Origin of the sequence: Pandoraea cepalis (assembly GCF_902459625.1) — a bacterium.
GTDB lineage: Bacteria > Pseudomonadota > Gammaproteobacteria > Burkholderiales > Burkholderiaceae > Pandoraea > Pandoraea cepalis.
In genome coordinates this window covers 24471-39880 of sequence record NZ_CABPRY010000013.1, presented here as the reverse complement: position 1 = coordinate 39880, position 15410 = coordinate 24471, and the positions used below count along the sequence as shown (strand labels likewise).

Genomic DNA, 15410 nt, shown 5'->3' with positions numbered 1-15410 from the left:
GAAACGGAAAATGCCAGCGCGAGAGCGCTGGCATTGTTGTTTGGTACGCGCCGTCGCCCGGGGGATTGACGGCCCGCGACTTGCGGCCTGAGAAACGACGCGTACCAGACAAGTGCCCTACACCGCGCGAGCGGCGCGCGGTGTAGGGCATCGAACCCATCCAATCGGTCGAATCAATCGATTGGATGCGGTCCGACGACAATCAGAAGAACGCCTGGATGCCGGTCTGTGCGCGCCCGAGGATCAGGGCGTGAATGTCGTGCGTGCCTTCGTAAGTGTTGACCACTTCGAGGTTCACGAGATGGCGGGCGATGCCGAACTCATCGGAGATGCCGTTGCCACCGAGCATGTCGCGCGCGAGACGGGCAACATCAAGGGCTTTGCCGCATGAATTGCGCTTCATGATCGACGTAATCTCGACGGCGGCGGTGCCCTCGTCCTTCATGCGCCCCAGACGCAGGCATCCTTGCAGACCCAGCGTAATTTCCGTCTGCATGTCGGCCAGCTTCTTCTGGATCAACTGATTGGCGGCAAGCGGGCGACCGAACTGCTGACGGTCGAGCACATACTGGCGTGCCATGTGCCAGCAGAATTCGGCGGCACCCAGCGCACCCCAGGCGATGCCGTAGCGGGCCGAGTTCAGGCAGGTGAACGGGCCCTTCAGGCCAGAGACTCCCGGCATCAGATTCTCTTCGGGCACGAACACCTGGTCCATCACGATCTCGCCGGTGATCGACGCCCGCAGGCCGACCTTGCCGTGAATCGCCGGGGCGGAGAGGCCCTTCCAGCCCTTTTCCAGAATAAAGCCGCGAATCTTCTCCTCGCCATTTTCATCGGCGAGCTTGCCCCAGACGACGAAGACGTCAGCGATCGGTGAATTGGTGATCCACATCTTGCTGCCGCTCAATTCATAGCCACCGGCGACCTTCTTGGCGCGCGTGGTCATGCCGGCGGGGTCGGAACCGTGGTTGGGTTCCGTCAGGCCAAAGCAGCCGATCCATTCGCCGCTGACCAGCTTCGGCAGGTACTTCTGCTTCTGCGCTTCGCTGCCGAATTCGAAGATCGGCACCATGACAAGTGACGACTGCACCGACATCATCGAACGATAGCCCGAATCCACGCGTTCGACCTCACGCGCAATCAGACCGTAGGCCACATAGTTCAAGCCCGGGCCACCGTATTGTTCGGGAATCGTCGGGCCGAGCAGGCCGATCTCGCCCATCTCGCGGAAGATCGCCGCGTCGGTGCGCTCGTGCCGGAACGCTTCGAGCACGCGCGGTGCGAGCTTGTCATTCGCGTAGGCGGCTGCCGCGTCGCGAATCATGCGCTCCTCGCTGGTGAGCTGCGCATCGAGCAACAGCGGATCTTCCCATTGAAACTGTGCATTGCCTGCCATGACCTATCTCCTCCGATGTTCTCGAAAAATGCGCTGACACAATTCTCGTCGGCCCCGCCTGATCGGCCGGCGGACCTTGCGGCCACCCGAACTCACGACGTGCTCCGACTTGACTAAAGTTCCGCAATGCGGAACAATGTTCCAAAACTGAAGTTAGTTTAACACTAAAATTTTTGGCTCGGCAACGGTCACTTGTTGCGCGGGTCGCCTCTTTTTGATGAGGAGCGCGCGATGGTTGTGGTCAAAACGTCCCTGTCTGCCTTTGCCGGTGCGCCGGCGCATGGTGTGCCGCCGTCACATGACGAGCGCAAGTTCGTCACGGCGCTGGCACGTGGTCTTGAGCTGTTGCGTGCCTTTGGGCCTGACGATGTCCTGTTGGGCAATCGCGACTTCGCTGCGCGCACCGGGCTGCCGAAGGCGACCGTTAGCCGGTTGGCCTACACGCTCACTGAATTGGGCTATTTGCGTTACGACGCCGATCTGGGCAAGTACGCGCTCGACGCCGGTGTGCTGGCCCTGGGCTACGCGTTCCTGAATGGCACCGACATGCTGACGTTGGCACGTCCGCACATGCGCGCCTTGGCCAAGGAAATGGGGTGTTCGATTTCGCTCGGTGTCCGGGAAGGCATCGACATGATGTATCTCGAGACCATCCGCAGCGATTCGGCGCATCTCACGCTGGGCCTGACGGCAGGATCACGCTTGTCGATGTTGACGAGTTCGATGGGGCGCGTCTACCTGGCGGCCATGACGCCTGTCGAGCGGGAGACGATGCTGGCCGATCTGCACGATGCCTATGACGCGAATCCGACGGCGCTGCGCAATGTCGGTTGGGACGCGCTGCAGTCGGGCGTCGACAAGGGCATCGAGACGTACCGCCGCGAGGGGTGTTGCTATTCGTTTCGCGATTGGCACGAAGGGGTGAACGCGGTCGCGGTGCCGTTGCGCGACGTAAGACAGAACCGATGGCTGGCGATCAGTTGCAGCGGCCCGTCATCATCGATTCCGGATGCAGTCTTCCGCGAGGAGATCGCACCTCGATTGAAGCAACTCGCCGCGCGCCTCAGTGGGCAGGTGTAAGTCAGTGCAAGCCTGACGACGTCGGTGTAAGTCGGCAAAAATCGGCAAAAATCGGCAAGCGGTGGTGGTCCATCGGGTTGGGGGCCGCCCGCGGCACTCCATTGCCGGTTAAGTCGCACCGCGGGCGGCCCCCAACCCGATTCGCAACCGCCCTCGATGCGACGACACCCACCAACATGACACGGCCAACAAACCCAGGACGTCCGCAGTAACCACAGCAAAGACGAGCAGCAATGAGCAGCGATGAGCAGCGATGAGGAGCAATGAGGAGAAACGAGGGGGGCGAGGAGGAGAAACGAGGGGGGGCGAGGAGGGGCGAGTGGGAACGAGGAGGAACGAGGAGGAACGAGGAGGGCGGAACGTAGGGGCGCACGATGGCGGTGATTGTCCGTCCCCTGACGTAGCGACTTAACCGGCATTGGAGCGGAGTCAGGGGACGGGCAAGCGCCGCGGCCCTGGGCATGTGACAGGGCTGCGTGCGAATCTATGCGATGGGTGTTATCACCGCACCGAAAAAAAACTCACAGCAACGTCCGCACATGCCAAAGCTCGGGGAACAGCACGACATCGAGCATCTTCCGAAGGTAGGGGGCGCCATTGGTACCACCGGTGCCTTGTTTGAAGCCGATGATTCGCTCGACCGTCGTGACGTGGCGGAAGCGCCATTGCCGGAACGCGTCTTCGAGATCGACCAGCTCCTCGGCCATCTCGTACAGTTCCCAGTGTTGCGATGGGTTGCGATACACCTCGAGCCATGCGGCCTCGACGGTGGCATCGTGCGGCGTCGGCGTCGTCCAGTCGCGCTCCAGGCGTTCAGGGGCAATGGCAAATCCGCGCCGTGCCAGAAGGCGCACGACCTCGTCGTAGAACGAAGGCGTGCCCAGCGCGGCCTGCACCTGCGCGAAGACATCGGGGCGATGCGAATGGGGCTTCAACATCGCGGCGTTCTTGTTGCCGAGCATGAATTCCAGAATGCGGTACTGATATGACTGAAAGCCCGATGAGCTGCCTAGCGACGGACGCATCGACGAATACTCCGACGGTGTCATCGTTGCGAGAACGCTCCACGCCTGCACGAGTTGCTCGAGAATGCGCGACACGCGGGCGAGCATTTTGAACGCCGGGGGCAGGTCATCGTTGTGCACCGCCGTACGGGCCGCCTGCAACTCGTAGAGGGCAAGCTTCATCCACAACTCGCTCGTCTGATGCTGGATGATGAACAGCATCTCGTTGTGGTCGGTCGAGCGCGGGTGCTGCGCATTCAGAATCGGATCGAGCGACAGGTAGTCGCCGTAGCTCATGCTCTTCGAAAAGTCGAGCTTCGCCTCATGCCATTGCGTGGCATCGGTCGACGCGTCCGCCGGTGCGGTCGATGCGTCCGGCGTCGCGTCGTCCGCGCCTTGATGGCCGAACGGGCACCCGCCCGAGGCGGGCGCGGCCTGGGGCGGAATGTTCTGCGGGTCGTGCGCGCTGGAACGGGTCTTGCTCATGCTTTTGATTCCTCTCTCAGGTCACCGCACCGCGGCGACGAAACTCGGGCTTGTCCCACGAACCCGTGGTCAGCACGTCACGCAGAATTTCGACTGAATCCCAGACATCGGCAAAACTCGTATACAGCGGCGTCATGCCGAAGCGCATGATGCGCGGCTCGCGATAGTCGCCAATCACGCCGCGCGCGATCAGCGCCTGAATCACGGCGAACCCCTCCGGATGCTCGAAGCTTACCTGCGACCCGCGCGCCGCGTGATCGCGCGGCGTCACCAGCGTGAGCGGGAATTCGGCGCAACGCGTTTCCACCAGCTCGATGAACAGATCCGTCAACGCCAGCGATTTACGACGCAGGGCGTCCATCGAGGTCTGCGCGAAAATATCCAGGCCGCATTGCACCAGCGAGAGCGAGACGATCGGTTGCGTGCCGCACAAGTAGTGCCCGATGCCATTGTCCGGCGTGTACTCCGGCTGCATCGCGAACGGCGTGCGATGGCCCCACCAACCCGACAGCGGCTGCCATGACGTATTCAGACGGCGCTTGTTAACCCACACGAACGCGGGCGCGCCCGGGCCGCCATTCAGATACTTGTACGTGCAGCCCACGGCATAGTCGGCATTGGCGCCGTTCAGATCGACGGGCACCGCACCCGCGGAGTGGCACAGATCCCACACGCACAGCGCACCGGCCGCATGAATCTCGGCCGTACGCGCGGCCATGTCGTACATGGCGCCGGTGCGGTAGTTCACATGCGTGAGCAACACCACGGCGACGTCATCGCCCAGCGCGGCGGGCAGCTCGTCCGGGGAATCAATCATGCGCAGCGAGTAGCCGTCGTCGAGCAGGCGCGTGAGGCCTTGCACGATGTACAGGTCAGTCGGGAAGTTGCTGCGCTCGGAGACGACCACCTTGCGTTGCGGCGCGAGGGTACGCTGCGCATCAAGGGCGGCGGCCATTACTTTGAAGAGGTTGCTCGACGTGGTGTCCGTCACCACCACTTCGCCTTTACCTGCGCCGATGATCGGGGCCAGGGCGTCGCCGAGCGTGCGCGGCAGCGCGAACCAGTCGGCCTCGTTCCAACTGCGGATGAGACCTACGCCCCATTCGGCGGCGATCACCTCCTGGGCACGCTTGGCCGAGGCCACCGGGCGGGCGCCCAGCGAGTTGCCGTCGAGATAGATCACGCCGGGTGGCAGATCGAATTGGGCGCGCAGCGGGGCGAGCGGATCGGCCGCGTCAAGGGTCAGACATTCGTTGCGAGAAGACGTCATGGTTTGCGTTTTGTCAGTGAAAGCTATGCGGAAAAGGGAAGTCGTAAGTCGTGGTGCATGAGCCCGGCGCAGCCCACGCGCCTCAAAGCGAACGCAGCACTGCACGTACCGGACTCGCATCGAGCCGCATGAACTTGAGCGGCAATGCAATGAGTTCGTAGTCGGACGGTGCAATGGCATCGAGCACCAGTCCTTCGAGGATCGCCATGCGATGCGCCCGAATGCGGTGGTGGGCGTCCATCGTCTTGCTCTCCTGGGGATCGAGCGACGGCGTGTCGATTCCGACCAACTTCACCCCATGCGCCGCGAGCAGGTCGATGGTCTCGGGCGCGACGGCGCAAAACGCACTGTCCCAGCGAGCGACGCTCGCCTGTGCATACGTGCGCAACAGCACGCGCGGCGGCACGTCCGTCAGGTGGGGCGCGACCTGATCCGGTGTGACGACCGGTGACGCGCCAACGCAATGTATGACCCGGCACGGCCCAAGATAAGTCTCGAGCGGCACTTCCCCGATAAAGGCGCCGTCGTCGTCGTAATGACGCGGCGCGTCGGCATGGGCGCCCGTATGCGGCGACAGCGTGATGCGCCCGACGTTGACCGGGCAGCCCGGTCCGATCTGCCACACCGACTGTTCCGAGAACGGCGTGTCACCGGGCCAGACCGGCGTGTCGCTCGAGAGTGGCGCGCTGATATCCCACACGCGGCGCTCGTCGGGCGCGTTGGCTGGGCGGTGGCTGGGTTCGGTCATGGGTGTGCGCAAAATCGTCAATCGATATGCGCATCTTAGAAGAATTCGCTTCGCAAGTGCTTGCGTATTCAGGGATGGTGAGGCGTGAAATTGATCAAAAAAATAGGATTTTCTTAATTTTAAGAAAGAATATTCGACAATATTGTGAAGTGATCGAATATTCGACGATTCGCCGCGCAAGGCGGTCTGCGATTTCGGACGCCGCCGCGCGGTGATCGGAATGCGCCTACACGGGCGTTGCGCCCGCGGTGTCCGTTACGTTCCAGACGGCCCCGACGTACTCTGCGTCATCTCGTCGATCAACCGGCGCAGGGTCGCCTTGAGCAAGGTGGATTGTTCTGTACCGAAGCGGGCGAGCACGCCGGCTTCGTGACGTCGCGCGCTGGCGAGCAGCGGGGTAACGCGCTCACGTCCGGCCTGGGTGAGCGAGACCATCGACTGGCGGCGGTCCGTGGCGCTCTCGCCGCGCACGACATCGCCGGTCGCTTCGAGCCGGTCGACGATCTTGGTGAGCGTCGGCTGCTTGGCGAGCACGATGTCGGCCAGTTGATTGATGGTGCGCGCGCGACCGTCGGAGAGCGTAGCGAGGACACGCCACTCCGTCACACCGAGTCCGGCCGCCGCGACTTCACGGTGAAATTCGTCGGACACCAGCGTGCTTGCACGCGCGAGCAGATAGGCCAGGTAGTCGTCGACGAACGGTGCACCGGCGGCAGGCATGAGGCGGCTCAGCCGAGTGACTGCGGCTTGTGGAAGCCACCGGCGTGGAAGATCAGTGGCATGCGCTCGCCAACGTCGGCATGCACGCCGCAACGCTCGACTTCGCCAACAAAGATGACGTGGTCGCCCTCGTCGTAGCGGCTGCGGTTATGACATTCGAACCAGGCCAGCGCACCGTCGAGAACCGGCGTGCCCGACGCCGAGAGCGTATAAGGCACACCCGCAAACCGGTCGCCCTTCATCGTGGCGAAACGCTTGCAGATGTCGAGTTGATCAGACGCCAGCACGTTCACGGCATAGTGCGAGTTCTCGCGGAAGACCGGCATGCTGCCTGCGCGCGTGGCAAGACTCCACAGAATGAGCGGCGGCGTGAGCGACACTGAGTTGAACGAACTGGCGGTGATCCCGATAAGCGATCCGTCGTCGGCGCGCGTGGTAATCACGGTCACCCCGGTCGCGAATTGACCGAGCGCATGACGAAAGGCCGCGTTGTCGAAATCTGGCGCTGAGGCGCGTTTGGCGTTCACTGTCCCTGCACTCCCGTCCGGCAAATTTGATCGGGTTGATTTGTATGAATATTCATATACTATGGCACGAACAACAGATCGACAAGACGCATGACGGCCAGCCGCGTGCCAGAGGGGAATGTCCCCGGCAGGCGAGAAGGTCAGACGCTCAGGAGACGATATGCTGATCGAGCGAATCGAGCATAAGTGGATCGACGTATTTGCCGAGACCTTGCGGCGCTGCGGCATCGGACCCGGTGATGTGGTGGCGATTGTAGCCGAAACGCAATCCCGGCCTGTCAACGTGGAATTAGCGCAACTTGCCGCCGAATCGCTTGGCGCCGCGCCTTTCCGGCTGGTCGTGCCGAGTCCGCGCGTAAGTGCGCCGGTGCCAGTGCGCTCGACCGGCGCGAGCGACGCGCTGGGGGGATTGGCGCCCGTCGTTGCCGCGCTCAAGGCGGTCACGCTGGTCGTCGACTGCACGGTCGAAGGCCTGTTGCATGCCCCTGAGCTACCTGACATCCTCGGCGGCGGCGCGCGCGTGTTGATGGTCTCGAACGAACATCCCGAAATTCTGGAGCGCTGCGCGACCGACCCGGCGCTCGAGCCGAAAGTGCGCGCCGCGATCAAGCGTTTGCGCGCGACCGCCCAAATGCACGTTACCTCCGCCGCCGGTACCGATCTGCGCATCGGGCTTCGCGATGCGCGTGTGGGCGGTGTCTGGGGCTGGTGCGCCAAGCCGGGGCAGGTGGCCCACTGGCCGGGCGGTCTCGCGTTGGCATTTCCCGCCGCGCACAGCGTGAACGGGCAGCTCGTGCTCGCCCCCGGCGACATCAATCTCACGTTCAAGCAATATCTGCGCGATCGCATCGCGCTCACCGTCGAAGACGACTATGTTGTCGCCATCGACGGCGAAGGCGTGGACGTCGACCTCATGCGCGACTACTTCGCGGCGTGGGGCGATCGCGACGCCTATGCCGTCTCGCACGTCGGCTTCGGTCTGAACCCTCGTGCCCGCTGGGACGCGCTCGCCTGTTACGACAAACGCGATTGCAACGGCACCGAGCAGCGCGCCTTTGCGGGCAATTTCCTGTACTCGACCGGTGCCAACGAAGTGGCGGGACGTCACACGCTCGGGCACTTCGACCTGCCGCTGCGGCGTTGCACGATCGCGCTCGACGGCGACGTCGTTGTGCGCGACGGCCAGTTGCAAGGCGAGTTCGCGTCATGACGCGCCCCGTGCCCGCCTGTCGCATCGCCGGTGACGGTCCGCTCACGCTCGTGCTGCTGCATGGCATCGGCGGCAATCGTCACGTGTGGCCCGCGCAATTCGAGACGTTCGTGGCGGCCGGTTATCGCGTGGCCGCCTGGGATATGCCCGGTTACGGCGAGAGCGCCATGCCTGCCGAGCCCACAATGGCGGCGCTGGCCGAGCGCTTGCGAACGCTGCTCGACGCGTTGGGACCCTCGCGTTTCGTGCTCGTCGGCCACAGCATGGGCGGCATGGTCGCGCAGGAGCTGATGGCGCGCGGCGTGCCGTTCACGCGCGATATCGCCGCGCTGATCCTGTGCGGCACATCGCCCGCGTTCGGCAAGCCCGACGGCGACTTTCAGCGCGAGTTCGTGCGGCAGCGCACCGCCCCGCTCGACGCCGGCAAGACCTTGCGCGAGATGGCTGAAGCCATCGTGCCGGGCATGCTTGGCGAACCATCCGCGACCGCGCGTGCGAGTGCGCACACACTGGCCGTCGATGCGATGGGGGCGCTCACGCCCGCGGCTTACCGCACGGCGCTCCAGGCGCTGGTCGGTTTCGAACAGCGCGCCGCACTCGCGCGTCTCGCCGTGCCGGTGCTGCTGATCGCCGGCGAGCACGACACCAACGCGCCGGCGAAAGTCATGGCGCGCATGGCCGACGCCATCCCGGAGGCGCGCTACGTCTGCCTGCCCGGCGCCGGGCATCTCATGAATCTGACGCATCCGGCGGAATTCAATGCCGAGGTGCGCGCCTTCCTCGAATCACTCTAGGAGACCACCGTGGCCTATCAGCCCCCTTCGATCGTCGGCGAGCATCACCCGCTCACGGACAAGCAACGGCGCCTGCTGGCGCTGGCCGAGCAGGTGGGGCGCGAGTCGCTCGCGCCGCGCGCGGCCCGCTGGGACCGCGAAGCGTCGTTCCCGTTCGAGAACTACGACGACATGCGCGCCGCCGGTTTGCTGAAGTTGTGCATTCCCGAGTCGGACGGCGGCCTGGGCGCCGATTTCGCCACGTACATGATGGTCTCCGCCGAACTGGGCCGCCATTGCGGTGCGACGGCGCTCACGTTCAACATGCACACATGTTCGATGATGTGGACCGGCATTCTCGCCGACGATCTCGACATGACGCCCGAGCAACGTGCCGAGCATGCGCGCTATCGCGAGCATCACTTCGCGCGCGTGATCCAGGACGGGGCGATCTATGCGCAACCGTTCTCCGAGGGCAGCGCGGCCGCGGCGGGCAAGGCGCCGTTCGGCACCACGGCGACGAAAGTCGACGGCGGCTGGAAGATCAACGGACGCAAGATCTTCGCGTCGCTCTCGGGGGCGGCGAACTACTACGGCGTGCTGTGCACCGAAGACAAGCCCGAGTTGTCGATGAAGGACACGTTCTATATCGCTGTGCCCGGCGACGCCCCGGGCGTCACCGTGACCGGCGACTGGGATCCGCTCGGCATGCGCGGCACCGTCTCGCGCACGCTGCTTTTCAAGGATGTGTTCGTTCCCGACGAACTGCAATTGATGCCGCGCGGCGTCTACTATCAGGCCGCCAGTCGTTGGCCGCACATGTTCATGACGCTGGCCCCGACGTACATGGGCATCGCGCAGGCCGCGTACGATTTCACCGTGCGCTATTTGCGAGGAGAAGCCGAGGGCATGGGGGCGCCGGTCAAGCGTCGTATGTATCCGACCAAGCAGATTGCCGTCGCGCAGATGCACATCATGCTCGAGCAGACGCGCGCGCTTTTCCTGCGCGCGTTGCAGGACGGCCGGGCCGACCCGGGTAAGGAGGCGCGTCTGCGCGCCTATGCGGCGCAGTACACGATCATGGAGAATGCCAACGAGCTGTGCCGTCTGGCCATTCGTACGTGCGGCGGGCAGTCGATGCTCAAGACGCTGCCGCTCGAACGCCTGTATCGTGATTCGCGTTGCGGTGCGCTGATGTTGCCCTGGACCGCGGAACTGTGCCTCGATCGCATTGGCCGCGAGGCGCTTTACGAACCGGGCGAGCGCGACGAGTAAGCTACGCACTCACGCCTCGCCGTCTCTCTTGTCACGGAGAATCAGTTGACGCCCTTTGTAGAAGCGCTTGCCCGTCACGCACGTGCCACGCCGCAGCGGCTGGCGCTGCGCTGCGGCGTTGGCGACGAAGCGCAGCAGACCGACTTCGCCGCACTGTGGCGCCGCATCGAACGCGTGGGCGGGCATTTGCGCGGCACGTGGCGGATCGCCCCGGGCGAGCGCGTCGCATGCCTGGGGCTGAACGACGAGCTGCAACTGGCGCTGCTGTTCGCGTGCGCACGTGCCGGTGCCATCTTCCTGCCGCTGAATTTCCGTCTTGCCGTTCCCGAACTGGCGGCCATCGTGCGCCATGCCGGGGTGCGCGTGCTCTGGTCCGACGCGACGCACCGCGACATGGCCCGTCAGATTCGCGATGCGCTGGAAGTCACCGGCGACGCCGACCTGCCGCCACCGGCCATTGCGTCGATCGAAGGGCTGATCGCGGTGCCGTCGATCAAGCCGGTCGATTACCCGGACGTTGCAGCCGATGCCCCCGTGTTGCTCGCCTATACGTCGGGCACAACGGGCGAGCCCAAGGGGGCCTTGCACACACAGGCCGGGCTGCTGGCCAACGCCGAGGCCAGTTGGTGGGCGCACGAGATGCGTGCCGAAGACCACGTCCTCTCGACCTTGCCGATGTTCCACGTCGGCGGTTTGTGCATTCAGACGTTACCGGCGCTGTTGCGTGGGGCGAGCGTTACGTTGCATCCGCGCTTCGATCCGGCCGCCTGGCTCACCGACGTGGCGAAACATCGGCCGACGCTGTCGTTGATGGTGCCCGCGACAATGCGCGCGGTGCAATGTCACCCGCTATGGCAGACGACCGATCTCTCCTCGTTGCGCGGCGTGATGGCCGGATCGAGCGTTGTGCCGATGTCGGCGATCGACGCCTTCCATGCACGCGGCATTCCGCTCGGGCAAGTCTATGGCGCGACCGAGACCGGCCCAGTGTCGATCGCGTTGCGCTTCGGCGAGGCGAAGGCGCATCCGGGCGCGGTTGGCCGGGCGTGCCCCGGCGTGGAAGTCCGCCTGACCGATGCCGCGGGCCAGCCGGTTCTCGCCGGAGCGGTTGGCGAGATTCTCGTGCGCGCGCCGAATGTGATGCGCGAGTACTGGCGCGCGCCGGACCACGCGTCATTTGAAGGCGGCTGGTTTCACTCCGGCGATCTGGCGCGGTTGCGCGACGACGGTTGTTTCGAAGTCGTGGGTCGCAGCAAGGACATGATCATCTCGGGCGGCGAGAACATCTATCCGGCGGAAATTGAAAACGCGCTGGTCGACTGTCCGGGCGTGTTGGAGGCCGCTGTCGTCGGGGTGCCGGATGAGCGATGGGGCGAGGTGCCCGTTGCCGTCGTCGTGTGCGCGTCATCGGCGAGCGCGACGCAACAGTCCGTGCTCGATTTCCTCGGCGCACGGATCGCTCGCTTCAAATTACCGCGACGGGTGGTCATCGTCGACGCGCTGCCGAAGAGTGCCCTTGGGAAAGTGCAGAAGCCGATTCTCATCGGCTGGTTATCGGCGGCCTCCGAATCGCGAACGTCGATGACCGGTCGATCATAAAAAAGATCACCCGGTTGTCGCAGAAAAAACGCCGAATCCCTTGTTTTATAAGAGGTTCGGCGTTTTTTTATGCATCGCTTGCGTAATGTGTAAGGGAAAATACCTATGCGCAATCCTTCCGCTTGTTACCATCCGGTGGGAATTCAATTTTTTACTTTGGGAATTGCGTCGCAAGATAGCGCCCATGTCGTCATCAACGGGGTAGCCCGCTGATTTCTTTGCTTTCTTTGGCTTTTTAAGACGATGGACACCACCGAAGCGCAATCGGTCTCAGAGCGCGTGTTGCAAGTGCTTGTGACGGTCGCACGTCATGGAAGACCGATCGCGGCACGCGAGATCGCCGCGCAAACGAGCTTGCCGCTCTCTACTGTTTACCGCCACCTCGTGCCGCTCAAGAAGTGGGGCCTGGTGCAGGAGCACGCCCATGAGGCGCTCTACGAACCGGGCCCGGTCGGCGTGCAATTGGCGTGGGGTTTCGACCACAACTCGCATCTTGTCACTCAGGCACGCGAAGAAATCGAAGCCCTCGTGCAGCGCACCGGCGAGACCGTCGGTCTGCTGGTCGCCGCGAATGGCCAGGTCGTTTGCCTTGACATGCACGAGAGCGAGCAATCGCTGCGTTGCTCCTTTGCGAAGGGGCGTGCCCACCCGCTGGTGCATGGCGCTTCCGCCAAGGCGCTGCTCTCGTTCCTGCCGCAAGCCACCCGCGAGAGCTTGATCAGCCGACAACTGGCGGGCCAGCCGGTGGCGCAGGAGCGTCTGGTCGCGCAGGTCGAGGAGATTCGCAAGCAGCGGTATGCGGTGTCCGAAAGCGAAGTCGACTTCGGCGTCTGGGGCGTGTCGGCCCCGGTGTTCGCCGCCAAGGAGCGTCTGGAAGGCACCATCACGTTGATGGCGCCGGCCGTGCGTGTGGCTCAGCGCCACGACGAGCTGATTCGCCTCACGTTGGCGGCAGCCGAGCGTATTTCGAATCGATTGCAATACTTTTAACCGGTTATCCGACCGAGACTACACGAAGGAGTCCCAGATGAAATTGCGTCACATCCTGTTCACGATGGCGCTGGCCATCACCTGCTCGAGCAAGGTTTTCGCGGCCGACGACGTGCTGCGTGTCGCCACCGATGCGACCTTCCCGCCGTTCGAATACGTGGAAAACGGCAAGCGTACCGGGTTCGACGTCGAGATGATCGAAGCCCTCGGCAAGGTCATGGGCAAGAAGATCGAGTGGATCGACATCGATTTCAAAGGCCTGATCCCGGCCGTGCTGTCAAAGCGTGCCGACGTGGCCGCATCGGCGATCTATATCACCGACGAGCGCCTGAAGGTCGTGAACTTCACGCATCCGTACTACACCGGCGGTCTGGCGATTCTGGTCAAGGCTGACAACACGGCCATCAAGGAACCGGCCGACCTGAACGGCAAGAAGGTGTCGGTTCAGGTGGGCACGAAGTCGGTGCAGTTCCTGAAGGAAAGCTACCCGAAGGTCGAGCGCGTGGAAGTCGAGAAGAACGACCAGATGTTCGAACTCGTAAAGATTGGCCGCGCCGACGCCGCCGTGACCGGCAAGCCTGCGGCGCTGTTGTACGCCAAGGCGAACCCGGTCGTGAAGGTGCTCGACAAGACGCTGACTGTCGAGCGCTATGGTTTCGCCGTGCGCAAGGGCGACACCGAGCTGACCAACGAGATGAACAAGGCGCTTGAGAAGGTGCGTGCCGACGGCACCTACGCCGCGCTGGTCACCAAGTACTTCGGTGCTGCGAAGTAAGTTTTTCATCAACGTAATGCCAACGTAATACCGGGCGGGTCGACCGTCGCCCCGAATGGGGAGACGGTGCCCGCCGACGCAATAAAGCCGTAGAGCTACTGACGGAGTACGCATGGAACTCGATTTTTCGCCGGTGTGGGCCAACTGGCAGGACCTCGCGCGGGGCGCGCTCGTGACCGTCGAGGTAACGGCTTGCGCGCTGGCGCTGGGCTGCGTGTTGGGTTTGCTGATCGGCATGGGCCGCCTGAACCCGGCGCATCGCATTCGCTACAGCATTTGTACCGCCTACGTCACATTCATTCGCGGTACGCCGCTGCTGGTGCAACTCTTCATTTTGTTCTTCGGCCTGCCGCAGTTCAACATTCTGCTGCCGGCATTCCTGTGCGGTGTACTGGGCCTGGGCATCTATAGCGGCGCCTACGTCTCGGAAATTGTGCGCGGTGCCATCCAGTCGATCGAACGCGGTCAGATGGAAGCCGCCCGCTCGCTCGGCATGCCTTACGGCATGGCCATGCGTTCGGTGATTCTGCCGCAGGCGATCGTGCGCATGATCCCGCCGCTGGGCAATGAATTCATCGCGCTGATCAAGAACTCTGCGCTGGTGTCGCTGCTCACGATTCACGACGTGATGCACGAAGGCCAGAAGATCATCAGCGTGTCGTACCGCTCGCTCGAAGTGTATTTGGCGATTGCGTTTGTCTATCTGATTCTGACCGGCACCACCACGCTGCTGCTGCAGCGCGCCGAGAAGTCCCTGCGTGCCGGAGGTGCCGTGCAATGAACGAAGCGAAGAAGGAATTCGGCGCGCCGATCCTGAAGATCGAAGGACTGGGCAAGGCTTACGGCAGCCTTCAGGTACTCAAGGGCATCGATTTCGAAGTCGATGCGCGCCAGGTGGTCGTCGTCATCGGCCCGAGCGGCTCGGGCAAGAGTACGTTCCTGCGCTGCTGCAACGGGCTGGAGACGGCCGAGCAGGGCACTATCGAGATCGTCGGCCACAAGCTCGTCGATCACGGCAAGATGATGGGCGAGAACGCGCTCAATCAGCTACGCACCGAAGTGGGCATGGTGTTCCAGTCGTTCAATCTGTTCCCGCACTTGACGGTGCTCGAGAACGTGACGCTCGCGCCGCGCAAGCTGCGCGGCATGAAGGCCGCCGAGGCCGAGACACTGGCCCGCGAACTGCTCGCCAAGGTGGGGCTGGCTGCAAAGGCGGACGTCTTCCCGGGCACGCTCTCGGGCGGCCAGAAGCAGCGTGTGGCGATTGCCCGCGCGCTGGCCATGCAGCCGCAGGTCATGTTGTTCGACGAGCCGACGTCGGCGCTCGATCCGGAACTGGTGGGCGAAGTCCTGCAAGTGATGAAGGCGCTGGCGAACGACGGCATGACGATGCTCGTCGTCACGCATGAGATGGGGTTCGCACGCGAAGTGGCGGATGTCGTGGTGGTGATGGACCAGGGCCGGATCATCGAAGCCGGGTCGCCCGAGCAGATCTTCACCGCGCCGCGCGAAGCGCGTACGCGGGAGTTTCTGCAAGCGGTTATTGCACGGTAAGGC

Annotated in this window: 15 protein-coding genes; 9 read left to right on the top strand and 6 right to left on the bottom strand. The window is 63.6% G+C overall.

The features are described from left to right. Positions 1–202 precede the first annotated feature (202 nt). Positions 203–1396, bottom strand: a complete 1194-nt coding sequence (locus PCE31107_RS20395; protein ID WP_130026657.1) for an acyl-CoA dehydrogenase — start codon at positions 1394–1396, stop codon at positions 203–205. Positions 1397–1627: 231 nt separating this feature from the next. On the opposite strand from PCE31107_RS20395, the gene PCE31107_RS20390 reads away from it, so the two are divergent. Next, positions 1628–2476 (top strand): IclR family transcriptional regulator, encoded by an 849-nt coding sequence (locus PCE31107_RS20390; RefSeq protein ID WP_240756023.1) that lies wholly within the window; start codon positions 1628–1630, stop codon positions 2474–2476. A gap of 521 nt (positions 2477–2997) precedes the next feature. On the opposite strand, the gene kynA is transcribed toward PCE31107_RS20390, so the two are convergent. The 5 genes from kynA to PCE31107_RS20365 all read right to left on the bottom strand — a co-directional run bounded on the left by kynA (position 2998) and on the right by PCE31107_RS20365 (position 7231). Next, positions 2998–3966, bottom strand: coding sequence for a tryptophan 2,3-dioxygenase (kynA, locus tag PCE31107_RS20385; protein WP_150610471.1), 969 nt, complete (start codon positions 3964–3966; stop codon positions 2998–3000). A 16-nt stretch (positions 3967–3982) separates the two neighbouring features. Then, a complete protein-coding gene (gene kynU / locus PCE31107_RS20380) occupies positions 3983–5236 on the bottom strand; it encodes a kynureninase (protein WP_150610470.1) in 1254 nt (417 codons plus the stop codon). Between the two features lie 82 nt (positions 5237–5318). Further along, entirely contained in the window at positions 5319–5984 is a 666-nt protein-coding gene (gene kynB, locus PCE31107_RS20375) for an arylformamidase (protein WP_150610469.1), read from the bottom strand. Positions 5985–6239: 255 nt separating this feature from the next. Continuing rightward, positions 6240–6704, bottom strand: a complete 465-nt coding sequence (locus tag PCE31107_RS20370) for a MarR family winged helix-turn-helix transcriptional regulator (protein WP_130026653.1) — start codon at positions 6702–6704, stop codon at positions 6240–6242. 8 nt (positions 6705–6712) lie between these two features. Then, complete coding sequence (locus tag PCE31107_RS20365) at positions 6713–7231, bottom strand: flavin reductase family protein (RefSeq protein WP_130026652.1); 519 nt, start codon at positions 7229–7231, stop codon at positions 6713–6715. A 160-nt stretch (positions 7232–7391) separates the two neighbouring features. On the opposite strand from PCE31107_RS20365, the gene PCE31107_RS20360 reads away from it, so the two are divergent. From PCE31107_RS20360 to PCE31107_RS20325, 8 genes are all read left to right on the top strand, one after another. Beyond that, positions 7392–8441, top strand: coding sequence for a 2,5-dihydroxypyridine 5,6-dioxygenase NicX family protein (locus tag PCE31107_RS20360; RefSeq protein ID WP_150610468.1), 1050 nt, complete (start codon positions 7392–7394; stop codon positions 8439–8441). Then, positions 8438–9235, top strand: a complete 798-nt coding sequence (locus tag PCE31107_RS20355) for an alpha/beta fold hydrolase (RefSeq protein ID WP_150610467.1) — start codon at positions 8438–8440, stop codon at positions 9233–9235. The genes PCE31107_RS20360 and PCE31107_RS20355 overlap by 4 nt, the downstream gene beginning before the upstream one ends. 9 nt (positions 9236–9244) lie before the next feature. Then, entirely contained in the window at positions 9245–10489 is a 1245-nt protein-coding gene (locus tag PCE31107_RS20350; RefSeq protein WP_017235003.1) for an acyl-CoA dehydrogenase family protein, read from the top strand. Positions 10490–10534: 45 nt separating this feature from the next. Beyond that, on the top strand, positions 10535–12088 hold the full coding sequence (locus tag PCE31107_RS20345) for a class I adenylate-forming enzyme family protein (protein ID WP_150610466.1): 1554 nt from the start codon (positions 10535–10537) through the stop codon (positions 12086–12088). A 243-nt stretch (positions 12089–12331) separates the two neighbouring features. Beyond that, a complete protein-coding gene (locus PCE31107_RS20340; RefSeq protein WP_017235005.1) occupies positions 12332–13078 on the top strand; it encodes an IclR family transcriptional regulator in 747 nt (248 codons plus the stop codon). A 37-nt stretch (positions 13079–13115) separates the two neighbouring features. Then, entirely contained in the window at positions 13116–13853 is a 738-nt protein-coding gene (locus PCE31107_RS20335; RefSeq protein ID WP_017235006.1) for a transporter substrate-binding domain-containing protein, read from the top strand. A gap of 112 nt (positions 13854–13965) precedes the next feature. After that, positions 13966–14634, top strand: coding sequence for an amino acid ABC transporter permease (locus tag PCE31107_RS20330; protein WP_017235007.1), 669 nt, complete (start codon positions 13966–13968; stop codon positions 14632–14634). Beyond that, positions 14631–15407 carry an amino acid ABC transporter ATP-binding protein gene (locus PCE31107_RS20325; protein WP_150610465.1) on the top strand — a complete coding sequence of 259 codons (777 nt, stop codon included), beginning with the start codon at positions 14631–14633 and terminating at the stop codon, positions 15405–15407. The genes PCE31107_RS20330 and PCE31107_RS20325 overlap by 4 nt, the downstream gene beginning before the upstream one ends. Positions 15408–15410 lie beyond the last annotated feature (3 nt).